The following is a 17701-nucleotide window of genomic DNA, read 5'->3' as shown; positions in this document are numbered from 1 at the left end:
GCGGCGGTCGCCGCCAATGTCGGCGCCGGTCCCGACCTGATCATCGGCACGCTCGACGATCCCCACAAATTCCCGGAAAAGCTGATCGACATGACTGACGTCGCCGACTATCTCGGCGCGCAATATGGCGGTTGGTATCCGGTGGCCGAACGCTACGGCAAGAAGGGCAACAGCTGGATCGCCATTCCGCAAGGCGCGACCGGCGGCTGCCTGAACTACCGCATCAGCCACGTGAAGGCCGCGGGCTTCGATGAATTCCCCAAGGACACCGCCGGTTTCCTCAAGCTGTGCCAGGCCCTGAAGAAGAACAACACGCCGGCCGGCTTCGCGCTTGGCCACGCCACGGGCGATGCCAACGGCTGGTGCCAGTGGGCGCTCTGGGCATTCGGCGGCAAGGTCGTCAGCGACAAGAACGAGGTCGTGATCGACTCGCCCGAGACGATCGCCGCGCTCGAATACGTCAAGCAGCTCTACGAGACCTTCATCCCCGGCGTGCTGTCGTGGAACGACTCGAACAACAACAAGGCGTTCCTGAACGGCGAGCTCAGCCTGACGCTGAACGGCATCTCGATCTGGACCGTCGGAAAGAACTCCACCGATCCGAAGCAGCAGGAAATCGCCAAGGACATGAACCACGCGCCGATGCCGATCGGCCCCGTGGGTGTGTCGACCGAGCAGCAGAACGTGCTCGTCTATTACGGCTACAAGCACTCGAAGTACCCGAAGGCGGTCAAGGAATACATCAAGTTCATGATGGACAAGGCGAACTACGACGCCTGGGAGGTCTCTTCCAACGGCTACGTGTCGCCGCCGCTGCCGGCCTACAATGACAACCCGGTGTGGACGTCGGACCCGAAGATCACGCCGTACCGCGACTGCCTGAAGCGCTGCCGCGACAACGGCTATGCCGGCGATCTCGGTTACGCCTCCGCCGCGGTCATGGGCGACTTCGTCGTCGTCGACATGTTCGCCGAGGCGGCCTCGGGCTCCGTGACGCCGAAGCAGGCGGCCGCGCGCGCTGCCGAGCGCGCCAAGCGCTACTACCAGGTCTGATCAGCTCCAATCTGCGCGGCGTCCGGTTCGCCGGACGCCGTGACTGTTCGTCCAAGGGGAATCCGACATGGCAGTTATGGCCGAGCCCGTTGCCGCGCAGGTCAAGCGCAGCAGTATGTGGACCAGAGCATTCGAGAGTCGGAATTTTCTCGGCGCGATGTTCATGGTGCCGGCCATCGCGATTCTGATCCTGTTTCTGGCTTATCCGCTGGCGCTGGGTTTCTGGCTCGGCATGACCGACACCAAGATCGGCGGGGCCGGGCGCTTCATCGGCTTCCAGAACTTCGTCTCGCTGTCGAAGGACTCGGTGTTCTGGCTCTCGGTCTTCAACACCATTTTCTACACGGTGGCCGCCAGCGTCGTGAAATTCGCGATCGGGCTTTATCTCGCACTGCTGCTCAACGAGCGGCTGCCGTTCAAGTCGATGGTCCGTGCCATCGTGCTGCTGCCCTTCGTGGTGCCGACGGTGCTCTCGGCGATCGCCTTCTGGTGGATCTATGACAGCCAGTTCTCGATCATCTCGTGGGTACTGATCAAGGCCGGCCTGATCACGCGCTACATCGACTTCCTGGGCGATCCCTGGAACGCGCGCTGGTCGGTCGTCGCCGCCAACATCTGGCGCGGCGTACCCTTCGTGGCGATCACGCTGCTGGCGGGATTGCAGACGATTTCACCCTCGCTCTATGAGGCCGCCAATCTCGATGGCGCCACCAACATGCAGCGCTTCCGCCACATCACGCTGCCGATGCTGTCGCCGATCATCGCGGTGGTGATGACGTTCTCGGTGCTGATGACGTTCACCGACTTCCAGCTGATCTACACCATCACGCGGGGCGGGCCGATCAATGCCACGCATCTGATGGCGACGCTGTCGTTCCAGCGCGCCATCACCGGCGGCAATCTCGGCGAGGGCGCGGCGATCTCGAACGCGATGATTCCGTTCCTGGTCGCGGCGATCCTGCTCAGCTTCTTCGGGCTTCAGCGCTCCCGCTGGCAGCAGGGCGGGAGGGACTGACCATGAGCACCGCAGACGACCAAAGCGTCGGAATGGACTATCTCGAGAGCTTCCCGCGGAAGTTCTTGCGCGTCTATCTTCCGCTCGGCCTGATCATCTTCTTCCTGCTGTTCCCCTTCTACTGGATGGCGGTCGCGACGTTCAAGCCGGACGCGGAGATGTACGATTACGAGAAGTACAATCCGTTCTGGATCGTGAACCCGACGCTGGAGCACATCAAGAAGCTGTTCTTCGACACCGACTACCCGCTCTGGATGTGGAACACCGTGATCGTCTCGGTGTCCTCCACCTTCATCTCGCTTTTTGCCAGCGTCTGCGCCGCCTATGCGATCGAGCGCCTGCGCTACAAGGGGTCGCGCTATGTGGGCCTCGCGATCTTCCTCGGCTATCTCGTGCCGCCCTCGATCCTGTTCATTCCGCTGGCGGCGATCGTGTTCCAGCTCGGCCTGTTCGACGGCAATCTGGCGCTGATCCTGACCTATCCGACCTTCCTGATCCCGTTCTGCACCTGGCTGCTGATGGGCTATTTCCGCACCATCCCCTATGAGCTGGAGGAATGCGCCCTGATCGACGGGGCGACGCGGCTCCAGATCCTGATCAAGATCACGCTGCCGCTGTCGCTGCCGGGGGTGATCTCGGCCGGCATCTTCGCCTTCACGTTGTCCTGGAACGAGTTCATCTACGCGCTGACCTTCATCTCCTCGTCGGAGAACAAGACCATCCCGGTTGGTGCCATCACCGAGCTCGTCAACGGCGACGTCTACCATTGGGGCGCGCTGATGGCCGCGGCCCTGACCGGTTCGGTCCCCGTAGTTATCCTTTATTCCTTCTTCGTAGAGTACTATGTGTCGGCAATGACCGGCGCCGTGAAGGAATGATCGCGGGGCCTGCCTGAGATCGCGCCAGTAGACCAAGGGCGGCGCGTTCCGGCCAATAAGAAGGAGTAGGCTCTTGCACATTCTGGTTCTGGGCGCCGCCGGCATGGTCGGCCGCAAATTCTGTGAACGGCTGCTGCGCGACGGCCGGCTCGGCAAGAGCGAGATCACGAAATTGACCATGCACGACGTGGTCGAGCCCAAGAAGCCGGAGAATGCCGGTTTCCCCGTCGAGACCGTGTCGGGCGATTTCGCCGTGCCGGGCGCGGCCGAGAAGCTGATCGCCGGCCGCCCGGACGTGATCTTCCATCTCGCCGCCATCGTCTCGGGCGAGGCCGAGCTCGATTTCGACAAGGGCTACCGCATCAACCTCGACGGCACGCGGATGCTGCTCGACGCCATCCGCCTCGTCGGCGGCGGCTACAAGCCGCGCGTGGTGTTCACGTCTTCGATCGCGGTGTTCGGCGCCCCGTTCCCGGACGCGATCGGCGACGAGTTCTTCCACACCCCGCTGCTCAGCTACGGCACCCAGAAGGCGATCGGCGAATTGCTGCTGGCTGATTATTCGCGCCGCGGCTTCCTCGACGGCATCGGCATCCGCCTGCCGACCATCTGCATCCGGCCCGGCCTGCCCAACAAGGCGGCATCGGGCTTCTTCTCCAGCATCCTGCGCGAGCCGCTGGCCGGCAAAGACGTGGTCCTGCCGGTGTCCGAGGACGTCCGCCACTGGCACGCCACGCCGCGCTCCGCCGTCGGCTTCCTGCTCCACGCCGGCACCATGGATCTCGCCACCGTCGGCCCGCGCCGCAACATCACCATGCCCGGCCTGTCGGCCACGGTCGGCGAGCAGATCGCCGCCCTGAAGCGCGTTGCCGGCGACAAGGTCGCAGCCCGTATCAAGCGGGAGCCCGATCCCTTCATCGTCGGCATCGTCGGCGGCTGGCCGCGCAACTTCAACGCCAAGCGGTCGCTCGAGCTCGGCTTCACCACGGCCGAGAAGACGTTCGACGATATCATCCGCATCCACATCGAAGACGAGCTCGGCGGCAACTTCGTCGCCTGAGCTATCAGATGAACAGCGTGGATATGACGATGGCGAGCGTAGCTTGCATCGGTGAATGCATGGTCGAGCTCCGGCAGGCCCAGGGGGGACATTCCACTGGGCAGGCCGGGCAGGGCGGCGGCCTGTACTCGCGCGGCTTCGGCGGCGACACCCTCAACACGGCGGTGTATCTGGCGCGGCTCGAGGTCAAGGTCGACTACCTCACCGCGCTCGGCGACGACGCGCTGAGCGATGAGATGGTCGCGGCCTGGAATGCCGAGAGCATCGGCACGCGGCGCGTCGTGCGGCTGCCGGGCAAGCTGCCCGGCCTCTACATGATTCAGACGGACGCGAAGGGCGAGCGCCAGTTCTTCCACTGGCGCGACAGCGCGGCCGCGCGCCAGCTGATGAGCCTGCCGGAGACGGACGAGCTGCTCAACTCGCTGATGAGCTACGACATCGTCTATCTCTCGGCGATCACGCTCTCGATATACGATGCGGCCGGACGCGAGCGCCTGTTCGCCGCGATCAAGCGCGCGCGCCTGCTCGGCACCCGTTTCGTGTTCGATACGAACTTCCGCGCGCGCGGATGGCCCGATCGCGATGTCGCGCGCGAGGTGTTCGCCGCGGCCTTCGCGGCCGCCGACATCGTGCTGACCTCGACCGAGGATCTGCTGGCGCTCTATCCCGGCGAGAGCCACGAGCAGCTGATGGCACGCATCCCCACGCCCGAGCTGGTGTTCCGTCTCGCCGAACCCGTCAGCCTGTTGCGCTTCCCCGCTGGAACCAGCGAGGTTCGCGCCGAACCCATGACAAAACCCGTCGTTGATACCACGGCGGCCGGCGACAGCTTTGCCGCGGCCTATATCGCCGCCCGGCTCGGCGGCGCCGATCCGCTCGAGGCGGCCCAGGCCGGCCACCGGCTCGCCAGCCTCGTGATCTGCTATGCCGGCGCCATCATTCCGGGCTATGCCATGCCGCCGAAGAAACGGCACCGGCCGGCGACCACGCGTCAAGCGACCAAGTGACACGCGACCAAGTGAAACGAAAGCCAAGATGACCACGACCGCCCAACAGAACCACCTCGTCGCGCTGTTCAAGGCCGCGACCGTCATTCCCGTCCTCACCATCGAGCGCATCCAGGACGCCGTGCCGCTGGCGAAAGCGCTGGTGGCCGGTGGCGTCCGCACGCTGGAGGTGACCATGCGCACCCCCGTCGCGATCGAGGCGGCGAGGGCGATGATGTCCGAGGTCCCCGAGGCGGTCGTCGGTATCGGCACGATCCTCAAGCCGGCCGACTTCGTCCGCGTCGAGAAGCTCGGCGTCGCCTTCGGCATCAGTCCGGGCCTGACCCCCGATCTCCTCAAGGTCGCCGCCGACAGCTCCCTGCCGTTCGCGCCGGGCATTGCCACGGCGTCCGAGCTGATGACGGCGCTGTCCTACGGCTTCGACGTCGCAAAATTCTTCCCCGCCGAGCAGGCCGGCGGCATCAAGGGCCTGCGGGCGCTGGGCGGCCCGTTCCCGAACGTGCGGTTCTGCCCGACCGGCGGGGTCGGCGAGGCCAATGCGGCGACCTGGCTTGCCGAGCCCAATGTGGTCGCAGTCGGCGGTTCCTGGCTCTGCCCGACCGCCGAGATCAAGGCCGGCAACTGGGCCGGCATAACTGCCATCTGCCAGCGCACCCTCCAGGCCCTGAAACCTGCGTGAAGTCTTGCCATCCCTGGGCTAAGACTTAACTCAGGCAGAGACTCCAGGGAGAAGAGACCATGACCGCCAGCATCGTCGGATGGGCCCATACGCCGTTCGGCAAGTTCGACACCGAAACCGTCGAAAGCCTCGTCACCCGCGTGGCCAATGAGGCGATGGCCGATGCCGGCATTTCGGCTGGCGATGTCGACGAGATCGTGCTCGGTCATTTCAACGCCGGCTTCTCGGCGCAGGATTTTACCGCCTCTCTGGTGCTCCAGGCCGACCCGAAGCTGCGCTTCAAGCCGGCCACCCGCGTCGAGAACGCCTGTGCGACCGGCTCCGCAGCCGTCCATCAGGGCCTGCGCGCGATCGCCGCAGGTGCCGCCAAGATCGTGCTGGTCGTCGGCGTCGAGCAGATGACGCGCACGCCGGGCCCCGAGATCGGCAAGAACCTGCTCAAGGCGTCCTATCTGCCCGAGGACGGCGACACCGTCGGCGGCTTCGCCGGCGTGTTCGGCAAGATCGCCAGCTCCTACTTCCAGAAATACGGCGATCAGTCCGATGCACTGGCGCTGATCGCGGCCAAGAACCACAAGAACGGCGTCGCCAACCCCTTCGCCCAGATGCGCAAGGACTTTGGCTTCGACTTCTGCCGCGCCGAGAGCGAGAAGAACCCTTACGTCGCCGGCCCCCTGAAGCGCACCGACTGCTCGCTCGTTTCCGACGGCGCGGCCGCACTGGTGCTCGCCGATGCCGAGACCGCCAAGGGCATGGGCAAGTCGATCGGCTTCCGCGCCACCGCGCATGCCCAGGACTTCCTGCCGATGTCCAAGCGCGACATCCTCGCGTTCGAGGGCTGCACGGTCGCCTGGCAGCGCGCGCTGGAGCAGGCCGGCGTGACGCTGTCCGATCTCTCCTTCGTCGAGACCCATGACTGCTTCACCGTCGCCGAGCTGATCGAATACGAAGCGATGGGCCTGACGCCGAAGGGGCAGGGCGCCCGCGCCATCAAGGAAGGCTGGACCCTCAAGGACGGCAAGCTTCCGGTCAATCCGTCCGGCGGCCTCAAGGCCAAGGGCCATCCGATCGGCGCCACCGGCGTCTCCATGCACGTGATGACCGCGATGCAGCTCGCAGGACAGGCGCCCGAGGGCATGCAGCTCAAGAACGCAAAACTCGGCGGCATCTTCAACATGGGCGGTGCGGCGGTTGCCAACTACGTCTCCGTGCTGGAGCCGCTGAAGTAGGTTCAGTCCCGTAGGGTGGGCAAAGGCGCAAAAGCGCCGTGCCCACCACTTTCCTTGCGCTAGATCATGGTGGGCACGCTACGCTTTGCCCACCCTACGGCTCCTGAGTGATTTGCGGAAAAGCATCATGAGCAATGACTACGAAGACTCGCTGTCGATGGACGCACTCAACGATCGCATCGCGATCCTCGAGGACAATATCCGCCAGCTGATCGAGCAAGCCGCCGCCGCCTCGGGCGAGCAGAACGAGTCGCGGATTGCCGACCGCATCAGCCAGCAGAACGACGAGCTCGACCGTCTCATCAAGATCCGCGAATCCCGCCAGAAGAAATAGCGGCCGCGTCGTCACGCATGCAGCCATACGCCGGCCGCCCTTGCGCGCGCGGCGTCGCTGCCGTTAGCTGGACCGAAATCGCGGGGCCCAGCTGAGCCCGCGCAATCGGGAGCGAACGGATGGGGCCGCTGAAGGGCATCAAGGTCGTCGACATGACCACCGTGCTGATGGGGCCCTATGCGACCCAGATGCTCGGCGACTACGGGGCCGATGTCATCAAGGTGGAATCGCTCGACGGCGACGTCACCCGCCTGATCGGCCCGATGCGGCACACCGGCATGGGCCCGGTGTTCCTCAACACCAACCGCAGCAAGCGCTCGATCTGCCTCGACCTGAAGAAGCCCGACGGCCGCGATGCCGTGCTGCGGCTTCTGAAGGACGCCGACGTGCTCGTCTACAACGTCCGCCCGCAGGCGATGGCGCGGCTTCAGCTCGGCTACGACGTCGTCTCCAAGATCAATCCGCGCCTGGTCTATGCCGGCGTGTTCGGCTTCGGCCAGGACGGGCCCTATGCCGCAAAGCCCGCCTATGACGATCTGATCCAGGGCGCGACCGCGCTGCCTGCACTGATGGCGCAGACCGGCGACGGCGTGCCGCGCTACGTGCCGAACGCGCTGGTCGACCGCATCGTCGGCCTCACCGCTGTCGGAGCGATCTGCGCCAGCCTCGTGCATCGCGACCGCACCGGCCGCGGCCAGCGTGTTGATATCCCGATGTTCGAGACCATGGCCGGCTTCGTCATGGGCGACCACATGGGCGGGCTCACCTACGAGCCGCCGCTCGACAAGGGCGGCTATGCCCGTCACCTCTCGCGCGACCGCAGGCCGTACAAGACCTCGGACGGCTATCTCAGCGTCATCGTCTACAACGACAAGCAGTGGGAGAACTTCTTCAAGGCCACGGGTCGCGACGACCTCCGCGCCGACCCGATGTTCGCGACCTTCGCCGGCCGCGCCGCCAATATTGACGTCGTCTACGCCGAACTCGCCCGCATCTTCGAGACGCGCACCACGGCGGAATGGATCGACCTGCTCACCAAGGCCGACGTGCCGGTCATGCCGATGCACGACCTTCAGGGCGTCTTGCACGACGAACATCTCGAGGCGACAGGATTTTTCCCGGTGGTCAATCATCCGACCGAAGGCCCGATCCGCAGCATGAAGGTGACGGCGAACTGGTCTGAGACTGAGGCCGAGCCGGTCCGGCTGGCACCGCGGCTCAACGAGCACGGCGCGGAGATTCTGCGCGAGATCGGCTACTCCGCTGATGAGATCGCCGCCATGGTCCGCGACGGCGTCACGCGCGCGGCGCCAGAATAGGGGAAGACATGGCGACAACTCTCTCAGCGGTCATTCCGGGGCGCGACGAAGTCGCGAGCCCGGAATCCATAACCACCATCGGGAGTATGGATTCCGGGCTCGCACCTAACGGCGCGCCCCGGAATGACGACAGAGAGGTGTGCCCATGAGCTTCATCACCGGCGTCGGCCTCACGCCTTTCGGTAAGCACGAAGGCTCATCCTCGCTCGACCTGATGAGCAAGGCGGCGCAAGCCGCGCTCGACGATGCCGGGCTCGAGCGCGCCGACATCGACGGCATTCTCTGCGGCTATTCCACGGTGTCGCCGCACATCATGCTCGCCACCGTCTTCGCCGAGCATTTCGGCATCCGCCCGTCCTACGCCCACGCCGTCCAGGTCGGCGGCGCCACCGGGCTCGCGATGACGATGCTCGCGCATCATCTGGTCGAGGCCGGCGTCGCGCGCAACGTGCTCGTCGTCGCCGGCGAGAACCGTCTCACCGGGCAGAGCCGCGATGCCTCGATCCAGGCGCTGGCGCAGGTCGGCCATCCCGATTACGAGGTGCCGCTGGGTCCGACCATTCCCGCCTATTACGGTCTGGTCGCCACCCGCTATATGCACGACTACGGCGTGACCGAGGAAGACCTCGCCGAATTCGCGGTGCTGATGCGCGCGCACGCCTGCACCCATCCGGGTGCGCAGTTCCACGATCCCATTACGGTGGCCGATGTCATGGCCTCGAAGCCGGTGGCGATGCCGCTCAAACTGCTCGATTGCTGCCCGGTGTCGGACGGCGGCGCCGCCTTCGTCATCAGCCGCGAACGGACCGGCGATACTGGCGTGCGCATTCGCGGCTGCGCGCAGGCCCATACCCATCAGCATGTCACGGCGGCGCCCGGCTTAAGCGAGCTCGGCGCAGAAATCTCGATCGCACGCGCCAAGGAGGCCACCGGCCTTGCGATCTCCGACGTGCGCTACGCCGCGATCTACGACAGTTTTACGATCACGCTGGCCATGCTGCTGGAAGACCTCGGCCTTGCCGGTCGCGGCGAGGCCGCCGCCTGCGTACGATCAGGCCATTTCAGCCGCGACGGCGCGATGCCGCTCAACACCCATGGCGGTCTGCTCAGCTACGGCCATTGCGGCGTCGGCGGCGCCATGGCGCATCTGGTCGAGGCACATCTGCAGATGACGGGGCGGGCGGCAAATCGCCAGGTAAAGGACGCCTCGATCGCGCTCTTGCACGGCGACGGCGGCGTGCTGTCGTCCCACGTCAGCATGTTTCTGGAGCGGGTGCGATGAGCGAGCGACTGGCGGACTGGACCAAAGGCGAGCAGGCCATCACCTACCAGACCTGCACCTCATGCGGCCATGTTCAGTATTTCCACCGCGCTTTCTGTGCGGCGTGCGGTGCCTCCGATCCGCGCGAGGCGCGCGCCAGCGGCAAGGGCAGGGTCTACGCGACCTCGCTGGTCTGCCGCGCCGCCACGCCCGAGACGCGCGCCCACGTGCCCTACAACATCCTGCTTGTCGATTGCGCCGAGGGTTTTCGCATGATGGCGCATGGCGAGAACGGTCTTGCCATCGGCGACGAGGTCGATGCGAGCTTCAGGCCGTTTGCCGGGAAAATCGTGCCGTATTTCACCAGGGCCGACCAGGCGGAAAAGCCCTAGGCCTGTTGGGCCGGCGGCTGCGGAGTTCGCGTACATGTTGCAGAATAGGCGCAGACTCCAGATACCCCAGCGGGTATCGTCAACTCGGAATTTGGTTGGAAATTTATGGAATGAAGAAGTTTTTGCTCGCTTCACTGCTTTGGTCGCTTGCCGGTTCAGTCTTTGCTGCCGACGTTCCGGCCCCGGCCTACAAGGCGCCCTCCTCAACGGTGGTTTCGACCGGCAGCTTTTACGCCTCGCTTGACGGTTCGTGGCAGCGCTTCGACCTGCCAAACTACGGGCTCGGCCACCACTTTGTCGCCTCCGGCACTCTAGCCGACGCCGGCGCACTGTCCCTCAGCCAGCGTCTCGATGGCTATCTGGTTCGCGGGGCGGTCGGATACTTCCTGCCTGTCAGCCATACGATATTCGGGTCGAACACGCGCCTGGAAATCGGCGGGCTCTATGGTCATGCGTCGGGCTCGGCGCGTGCAAGCATCACATCCGACGCCTCGATTGCCGGCGTTGCCGGCCTCCGGCTGGACGGCGTGACCAATGCCGCTGGGGTGGCCTGTACTGCCTTCCAGGTCTGTACGATCAATGGAAGTTCGGCGGCGAACTATGCCAGCTGGCAGATACATGGAAGAGCCGCCGGCGATTATCGCGTTGGCGCGGTCTCGTTCACGCCTTCGCTGGCCGTGTTCGGCGGAGAAGCTCATAATAACCAGTCGACGACCTCGGTCTTCTCGCTGAGTAGCCTCGCCGACCCGGCTCGCGTTTCGACCTATAGCGCAAGCACATCGCTCCGCTGGACCGATGTTGGGGCGCGGGCAGGGCTGGACTTGAAAGTCGCCGTGACTCCCTGGGCAGAGATCGGAGTCGGTGGCTGGGCCGGATTCGCCTCGCGCAGGGCGTCGCTCTCTGGCTCCGACATATACGTCGATAATATTCTTGGCTTCTATAACGGCGCCGGCAGCATATCCGGTATCGGAAGGAGCTCGACGCCCTTTCTCGCCAATGCCGAAGCGGGCGTGGCGTTCAAGCCGTTACCGGCCTTGCTCGTGCGGGGATTCGTCGGCGTGAACCACGACAGCAAGGCGCCGGGTGTCGCACCTCCGACCATCACTGCATTCGGAGGGACGACGTCGCCGGCCGGAATCTCGTTTGGATCGCAGAACAGCTACTATGCCGGCGGCGGCGTTACATGGGCGTTTGGTGAAATCCCTGCCGGGATGTCTGCACTCGGTCGATAGAGCGAGCGTCCGTTCGCTTCGGCCCGAGGCTCTGTCACTCGCTCGATTTGAACGGTCTGCCGACAAGTTCGTGTCGTATTCACGTGTCACGGCCCATGCCACACATGAGCACCAGGAAGCCGGTTTTCACCGCTCACATCAAGCCTGGTGGGATTCGTCATTCGGGGGCGGTCCTGAGAGACCGAGCCTGGAACGGGAATTCTGGGCCTGGCCTGTGCGAGAGCCACCCCGGAATGACGAAAACTCTGAAACGCTTAACTCAACGCCCGTAGAACAGGATGCTGGCGATGACGAGCATTGCCATCACCGCCAGCATATGCGCGAGCGCTCCCGAGGCCGCCCCCTTGGTGGCTTCCTTCATGCCTTTTTCTCCCTAGACTTGGGCGTGACGCATCGCTGCGCGTTTGAAGCGCAAAGACGGCCAATTGTTTTTACTCGGAACACCCCTTGCGAGTATTCACCGCGATTTGTCCCCACGCGGCGAATATCGACTGTGCCAAGGTCGATCAGCAATGCGGCGGCATTTTGACTCGATGATGTTGCTGCTGCGGTTGCGCAGCGCAGGGTGTGCGGAAACTTTATTCAACCGCGACAAATCATCGGATTTTTCCACGAGAAATCGTGGGCTTGGTCGTGGCCGTCGATTTGGCCATCGATTTGGCCTTCGACGCCTCCATCAGCGCATCCCTGATATTGTTGAGGTGACGCGTCATCGCGAGGCTCGCCTTGCGTGGGTTCCGCGCTTGAACGGCCTCGAAGATGGCCTCGTGATCCCTGCGCCACATGGGACGATAATCCTCCATCTGCATGTGGTTGTGAATCTCCTGCCAGATGCCGGACTCGGTCTGTGCGCGCCACAGCGAGTCGCTGATCGACACCAGCGCGCCGTTCCCGGTCGCCTCGGCCAGCACCATGTGGAAGCGGTGATCCGACGTGTCGGCCTCGCGTCCCTGCGCATGTTCCCAGCGCATCATCGCGAGCGCTTCGGCGAGCTGCGCGAAAATGGCCTCGGTGCCGCGCTGTGCCGCGATCGCCGCGATCTGCGGCTCGATCAGCTGGCGCGCTTCCAGATTCTCGAACGGCCCAAAACCTTCGAGCTTGTGAACGTCAGGCGCTTCCTGACGGCTGATCACATAGACGCCGCTGTTGCTGCGCACCTTCAGCATGCCGGCCATCGCCAGCGACAGGATGGCCTCGCGCACCGTCGGCCGCGACACGCCAAAGGTCTTGGCAAGATCGCGTTCGGCCGGCAGGCGCTGGCCGATCCGGTAACTCGCCTGGATCATCGCAGCAATGCGCCGGGCGACAATCTCGAAGCTGCGTTCGGGCTTTGACGGGGGATCGTGCAACATCTTCGTGCTCATCAGCTCTTTATTTGAGTTTGACAAGCCGCGACCCGAAAGCCAAGCTGGTCTGACCAATTTGGACTGACCAGTTTCGCGCGACCGGGGTTGGGAATACTCTGTCGGTGGGACGATGGAGGCTGCACGCGTGTTCGACAGCAAGCCCAATTCAGCCGAGGCGCGCGACATCGCGTTCCATCTGCACTCGCAGACCAACCCGCAGCGTCATGCAGAAATCGGACCGCTGATCATGGCGCGCGGCGAGGGCGTCCATGTCTATGACGCCAGCGGCAAGCGTTATCTGGAAGCGATGGCGGGCTTGTGGTGCACCTCGCTCGGCTTTTCCGAGACCCGGCTGAAGGCGGCGGCAGCGGCGGCCTACGACAAGTTCGGCTTCTATCACAGCTTCAATCACAAGACGCCCGACAACACGATCGACCTCGCCGAGAAGCTGGTCGAGATCTCGCCGATCCCGGATGCGCAAGCCTATTTCGCCACCTCGGGCTCGGAAGCCACCGAGACGATGGTGAAGCTCGCCTGGGTCTATCACGCGGTCCACGGCAAGCCCGGCAAGCGCAAGATCATCGCCCGCGACCGCGGCTTCCACGGCTCGACGATCGTGGCCGCTTCGATGTGCGGTCTGCCGCGCATGCATCGTGAGTTCGGCCTCCCGCTCGAGGGCTTCCTGCACACGCATTGCCCGGATGCCTATCGTGGCACCAGGCCGGGCGAGAGCGAAGCCGCGTTCGTCGATCGGCTCGCGGCCGATCTCGAAGCGCTGATCATGGCCGAGGGGCCCGACACGATCGCAGCCTTCATCGCCGAGCCGATCAATGCCGGTGGCGGCATCGTCGTGCCGCCGAAGGGATATTTTGCGAAGATCGAGGCGGTGCTGCGCCGTCACGACATTCTCGTCCTTGGTGACGAGGTCGTCTGCGGCTTCGGCCGCACCGGCAACTGGTTCGGCTGCGAGACGGTCGGCATGAAGCCGGACATGGTCGCGCTGGCCAAAGGCATCACCTCATCCTACTTCCCGATGTCCGCCGTGCTGCTGGGCCGTCCGATCCGCGATGCGCTCGCCGAGATGAACAAGGGCGGCGAGCTGTTCGGCCACGGTTTCACCAATTCCGGACATCCGGTCGGCGCCGCCATCGCGCTCGAGACGCTGAAAATCTACCACGAGATGGATGTCGTCCCGCATGTCCGCCGTATGGGCGGCCGGCTCCGTGCCGGGCTGGAGCAGATCGCGCGGGATTCGCGCATCGTCGGCCAGGTGAGGGGCGAGGGGTTGATGATCGGTGTCGAGCTGGTCGCCGATCCCGCGACGCGACGGGCCTTCGATCCCGCATTGAAGGTCGGCGCGATGTTCGACGCGCTCGCGATCGAAAATGGCCTGATCATCCGCGCAATGGGCGACACGATCGGGTTCTGCCCGCCGCTGATCATCGATGAAGCCGGGGTCGACGAGGCGCTCGACCTGTTCGGGAAAACCTTGTTCAGCGCCGAAGCCAAGCTCGCCGCGACACGTCCATCTGCGTAACCCCTTGAGGAGACCATCACATGCGCCGTCGAGACCTGCTCCGATCCACACTGGGCGCCGGTCTCGGCGTCGCCCTGGGCTCGCCTCTCGCGATGCCGCGGCTGGCCCGCGCGCAAGCCTCGCGCGTGCTGCGCTTCGTGCCGCAGGCCGATGCGGCCATCCTCGATCCGATGATCACCACCGGCCTGGTCAACCGCAACCACGGCTTCCTGATCTGGGATACGCTCTACGGCGTCGACGAGAAATTCCAGGTTCAGCCGCAGATGGTCGCCGGCCACACGGTCGAGAACGACGGCAAGCTCTGGACCATGACGTTGCGGGATGGCCTGAAATTCCACGACGGTGAACCCGTGCGCGGCCGCGACGTGGTGGCGAGCCTGAAACGCTGGGCCTCGCGCGATGCGTTCGGCAATTCGCTCTTCACCCTGGTCGACGAGCTCTCGGCGCCCGACGACAAGACCGTGCGCTGGCGGCTCAAGTCGCCGTTTCCACTCCTGCCGGAAGCGCTCGGCAAGGTCGGCGCCATCGTCGCCTTCATCATGCCGGAACGTCTTGCCCAGACCGACAGCGTCACGCCGGTCAAGGAGCTGATCGGCTCCGGTCCGTTCAAATTCCAGGCCGATCAGCACGTGCCCGGCGCGCGTCTGGTCTACACGCGTTTCGACGGTTATGTGCCGCGCCCCGAGGGGACGCCGAGTCTGCTCGCCGGTCCGAAGGTCGCGCATTTCGACCGCGTCGAGTGGCAGGTCATCCCGGACCCCGCGACGGCCGCGGCTGCGCTTCAGCAAGGCGAGATCGACTGGTGGGATCAGCCCATTGTCGACCTGTTGCCGAAACTGAAGGCCAACAAGGCGCTCAATGTCGAGCTGCTCGACCCGATCGGCAATGTCGGCGTGCTGCGCTTCAACCACACGCAGCCGCCGTTTGACAACCCGGCCATCCGCCGCGCGGTGCTCTCCGCCATCAGCCAGAAGGAATTCATGTCCGCGGTCGCGGGCGAGGACACCAGCCTGTGGCGCGACAAGGTCGGCTTCTTCGCGCCCGGCGGCATCATGGCCAACGATACCGGCATGGACGCGCTGAACGGCCCGCGGGACATCGCCGCTGCGGCCAAGGCCATCAAGGAGGCCGGCTACAAGGGCGAGAAGGTGCTGCTGATGGCGCCGGGTGATTTCCCTGTCATCGGGCAGATGAGCGAGGTCGCGGCCGATCTGTTCCGCAAGCTCGGTTTCAATCTCGACTACGCGGCGATGGACTGGGGCTCGATGCTGCGGCGCATGGGCAACCGCGAGACGCCGGACAAGGGCGGCTACAGCGCCTTCTGCACGTATTCCGCCGGCGTCACGCAGCTGAATCCGTCCGCGCATAATTTCATCCGCGGCAGCGGCGACAAGGCGACCTTCGGCTGGGCGAGAAGCGAGAAGCTGGAGCAGCTCAGGGATTCCTGGTTCGCCGCGCCCGATGCCGCCGCGCAGGCCAGGATCGGCGTCGAGATGCAGAAGCAGTGCTTTATCGATGTTCCCTATGTTCCGCTGGGTGTCTTCTATCAGCCGACCGCATACAAGAAGAGCCTGACGGGCATGCTCAAGGGCCTGCCGTTGTTCTGGAACGTGCGCGGCGCCTGAAGAAGGATTTTCGATGCTTCCCATCACCGGCTATGCGGACCGCTGGAGCGTGCGCCCCGGCGACGACATCAAGTTCATGATCGCGGTCAAGGGCGGCGGCCGCTATTCGGCCCGGATCGCGCGCGTCATCTGCGGCGACCCGAACCCGAGGGGACCGGGCTATCGCGAGATTCCCGTGAAGTGGGATCTCGAAGGCCAGCACGATGGCATCGAGCAGACCATCGCCAAGGGCTCATGGGTCGACGTGCCTGCGTTGGCGCTGCCGGCAGGTCCAATCGCATTCGCCGCGACGGTCTGGCCGACCTTGCTCGCGGCGGGCGAGCAGGCCGTGCTGAATTGGGCGGGCGCCGGCGGCGCGCTGACACTCGGCGTCGGCAAGACCGGCGCCTTTGCCCGGCTCGTGACAGGCGAAGGCACCATCGAGGTCGCGACCGGCATCGCGCTCACCGAGCGTGCCTGGCACGACATCGCCTGCCTGTTCGACCCCGCGACCGGATCGCTGGCGATCGCGCAGGCGCCACGGAGAATCAGGCTCGATCGCGACGAGCGCGCGACGAAGTCCCTGAGCGCGCCGCGCACCGCGTTGGCCGGCATGGGAGCCGCCGCGATCGCAGCGGAACGCGCAGGGCAGGGCGTGACCCATCAACTCAACGGCAAGATCGAACGGCCGCGCATCACCGATGGCGGCACCGGTCTTGACGGCATCGTCGCCGCGCAGGCTTCTGGAGCGGCGGCTCCATCCATCGCCGAATGGGATTTTTCCCTCGGCATTCCGACCGACATTGCGACCGATATCGGCGCCGCCAAGGCGCATGGCACCTGCATCAATCTGCCGACGCGGGCGATGACGGGCTCGCGCTGGAGCGGCGGGGGGACGCATCGCTGGACCGAAGATCCAAAACTCTGGGGCGCGATTCATTTCCACGACGACGATATCGGCGATTCCGGCTGGCAGCCGTCGCTGAGCTTCACCGTGCCTGACGATTGGAAAAGCGGCGTCTACGCACTACATCTCGACAAGGACGGCGCGCGCGACAACATCGTTTTCTATGTCCGCGCCAAAATCCCGGGATCGCAGGCCAAGGTGGCGTTCCTCGCGCCGACCTTCAGCTACACGGTCTACAGCCAGTACCAGAAGAAGGGCCGGCAGGCCCTGATCACGGAACGCTCGCTGGCCTGGGGCGCGCTGGCGCAGGCGCCGGATGGTCATCCCGAATACGGCGTCTCGCCCTACAACTTCCATTCCGACGGCAGCGGCGTGGTGATGTCGACCATGCGCCGGCCGCTGATCGACAAGCGCGTCAACCAGATCCATCTGGTCGATCCCAGCGATTACGGCTCCGGCCTGTACTGGATCTCCGCCGACAGCGCCATCACCGATCTGTTGACCCGCAAGGGCATCGACTTCGAGGTCATCACTGATCACGACGTCCATGCCGAAGGCGTCGATCTGCTGTCGAGATATTCCGTCGTTCTCACCGGTCAGCACCCGGAATACCACACGCATGAGACGCTCGATGCGCTCGGCGCCTATCTCGGCAGTGGCGGCCGCTTCATGTATCTCGGCGGCAACGGCTTCTACTGGAAGGTGGTGCCGCACGCGACGGGCACCTGGGCTTTCGAGTTGCGCCGCGCCGAGGGCGGCATCCGTCTGTGGGAGACGCTGCCCGGCGAGAGCTATCACGCGTTTGACGGATCCTATGGCGGCCTCTGGCGGCGGCTTGGCCGCCCGCC

At 64.9% G+C, this 17701-nt stretch carries 16 protein-coding genes; 15 read left to right on the top strand and 1 reads right to left on the bottom strand.

Annotation, left to right across the window (positions count from 1 at the left end; all coding sequences use genetic code 11):
* The 12 genes from PMI42_RS08770 to PMI42_RS08715 form a co-directional block, all read left to right on the top strand.
* The coding region (locus PMI42_RS08770; protein WP_008132693.1) for an ABC transporter substrate-binding protein at window positions 1–1053 on the top strand (1053 nt) is incomplete at its 5' end.
* Window positions 1054–1120: 67 nt separating this feature from the next.
* Complete coding sequence (locus PMI42_RS08765) at window positions 1121–2068, top strand: carbohydrate ABC transporter permease (protein ID WP_008132691.1); 948 nt, start codon at window positions 1121–1123, stop codon at window positions 2066–2068.
* 2 nt (window positions 2069–2070) lie between these two features.
* Window positions 2071–2946: a carbohydrate ABC transporter permease gene (locus PMI42_RS08760; protein ID WP_008132689.1), complete on the top strand. Its 876-nt coding sequence runs from the start codon at window positions 2071–2073 to the stop codon at window positions 2944–2946.
* 73 nt (window positions 2947–3019) lie between these two features.
* The gene (denD, locus tag PMI42_RS08755) at window positions 3020–4006 is read left to right on the top strand and encodes a D-erythronate dehydrogenase (RefSeq protein WP_008132686.1); all 987 of its coding nucleotides are present in this window, start codon (window positions 3020–3022) and stop codon (window positions 4004–4006) included.
* Between the two features lie 29 nt (window positions 4007–4035).
* Entirely contained in the window at window positions 4036–5013 is a 978-nt protein-coding gene (locus PMI42_RS08750; protein WP_035964975.1) for a sugar kinase, read from the top strand.
* A gap of 28 nt (window positions 5014–5041) precedes the next feature.
* Window positions 5042–5692, top strand: coding sequence for a bifunctional 4-hydroxy-2-oxoglutarate aldolase/2-dehydro-3-deoxy-phosphogluconate aldolase (gene eda / locus PMI42_RS08745; protein ID WP_008132683.1), 651 nt, complete (start codon window positions 5042–5044; stop codon window positions 5690–5692).
* Window positions 5693–5751: 59 nt separating this feature from the next.
* Window positions 5752–6921 (top strand): acetyl-CoA acetyltransferase, encoded by a 1170-nt coding sequence (locus PMI42_RS08740; RefSeq protein WP_008132680.1) that lies wholly within the window; start codon window positions 5752–5754, stop codon window positions 6919–6921.
* A 127-nt stretch (window positions 6922–7048) separates the two neighbouring features.
* Window positions 7049–7255, top strand: a complete 207-nt coding sequence (locus tag PMI42_RS08735; RefSeq protein ID WP_008132679.1) for a hypothetical protein — start codon at window positions 7049–7051, stop codon at window positions 7253–7255.
* 119 nt (window positions 7256–7374) lie between these two features.
* On the top strand, window positions 7375–8574 hold the full coding sequence (locus PMI42_RS08730; protein ID WP_008132678.1) for a CaiB/BaiF CoA transferase family protein: 1200 nt from the start codon (window positions 7375–7377) through the stop codon (window positions 8572–8574).
* 145 nt (window positions 8575–8719) lie between these two features.
* The gene (locus PMI42_RS08725; RefSeq protein ID WP_008132677.1) at window positions 8720–9856 is read left to right on the top strand and encodes a thiolase family protein; all 1137 of its coding nucleotides are present in this window, start codon (window positions 8720–8722) and stop codon (window positions 9854–9856) included.
* Window positions 9853–10227 carry a Zn-ribbon domain-containing OB-fold protein gene (locus PMI42_RS08720; RefSeq protein WP_008132675.1) on the top strand — a complete coding sequence of 125 codons (375 nt, stop codon included), beginning with the start codon at window positions 9853–9855 and terminating at the stop codon, window positions 10225–10227. Before PMI42_RS08725 ends, PMI42_RS08720 begins: the two co-directional genes overlap by 4 nt.
* A gap of 110 nt (window positions 10228–10337) precedes the next feature.
* Window positions 10338–11459, top strand: a complete 1122-nt coding sequence (locus tag PMI42_RS08715; RefSeq protein ID WP_008132673.1) for a hypothetical protein — start codon at window positions 10338–10340, stop codon at window positions 11457–11459.
* A 596-nt stretch (window positions 11460–12055) separates the two neighbouring features.
* Here the strand turns inward: PMI42_RS08715 and PMI42_RS08710 are convergent.
* The gene (locus PMI42_RS08710; RefSeq protein WP_240535216.1) at window positions 12056–12964 is read right to left on the bottom strand and encodes a FadR/GntR family transcriptional regulator; all 909 of its coding nucleotides are present in this window, start codon (window positions 12962–12964) and stop codon (window positions 12056–12058) included.
* Between PMI42_RS08710 and PMI42_RS08705 the strand changes: the two genes are divergently transcribed.
* The 3 genes from PMI42_RS08705 to PMI42_RS08695 form a co-directional block, all read left to right on the top strand.
* The gene (locus PMI42_RS08705) at window positions 12936–14342 is read left to right on the top strand and encodes an aspartate aminotransferase family protein (protein WP_035964969.1); all 1407 of its coding nucleotides are present in this window, start codon (window positions 12936–12938) and stop codon (window positions 14340–14342) included. The genes PMI42_RS08710 and PMI42_RS08705 overlap by 29 nt on opposite strands.
* Before the next feature lie 20 nt (window positions 14343–14362).
* Window positions 14363–15967 (top strand): ABC transporter substrate-binding protein, encoded by a 1605-nt coding sequence (locus PMI42_RS08700; protein ID WP_008132669.1) that lies wholly within the window; start codon window positions 14363–14365, stop codon window positions 15965–15967.
* A 13-nt stretch (window positions 15968–15980) separates the two neighbouring features.
* A partial coding sequence (locus tag PMI42_RS08695) for a N,N-dimethylformamidase beta subunit family domain-containing protein (protein WP_008132668.1) occupies window positions 15981–17701 on the top strand: 1721 nt, incomplete at its 3' end.

It is taken from the genome of Bradyrhizobium sp. YR681, from assembly GCF_000282615.1.
Classification (GTDB): Bacteria; Pseudomonadota; Alphaproteobacteria; order Rhizobiales; family Xanthobacteraceae; genus Bradyrhizobium.
The sequence above is the reverse complement of the archived record's forward strand: the minus strand, read 5'-3'. Positions and strand labels throughout refer to the sequence as shown.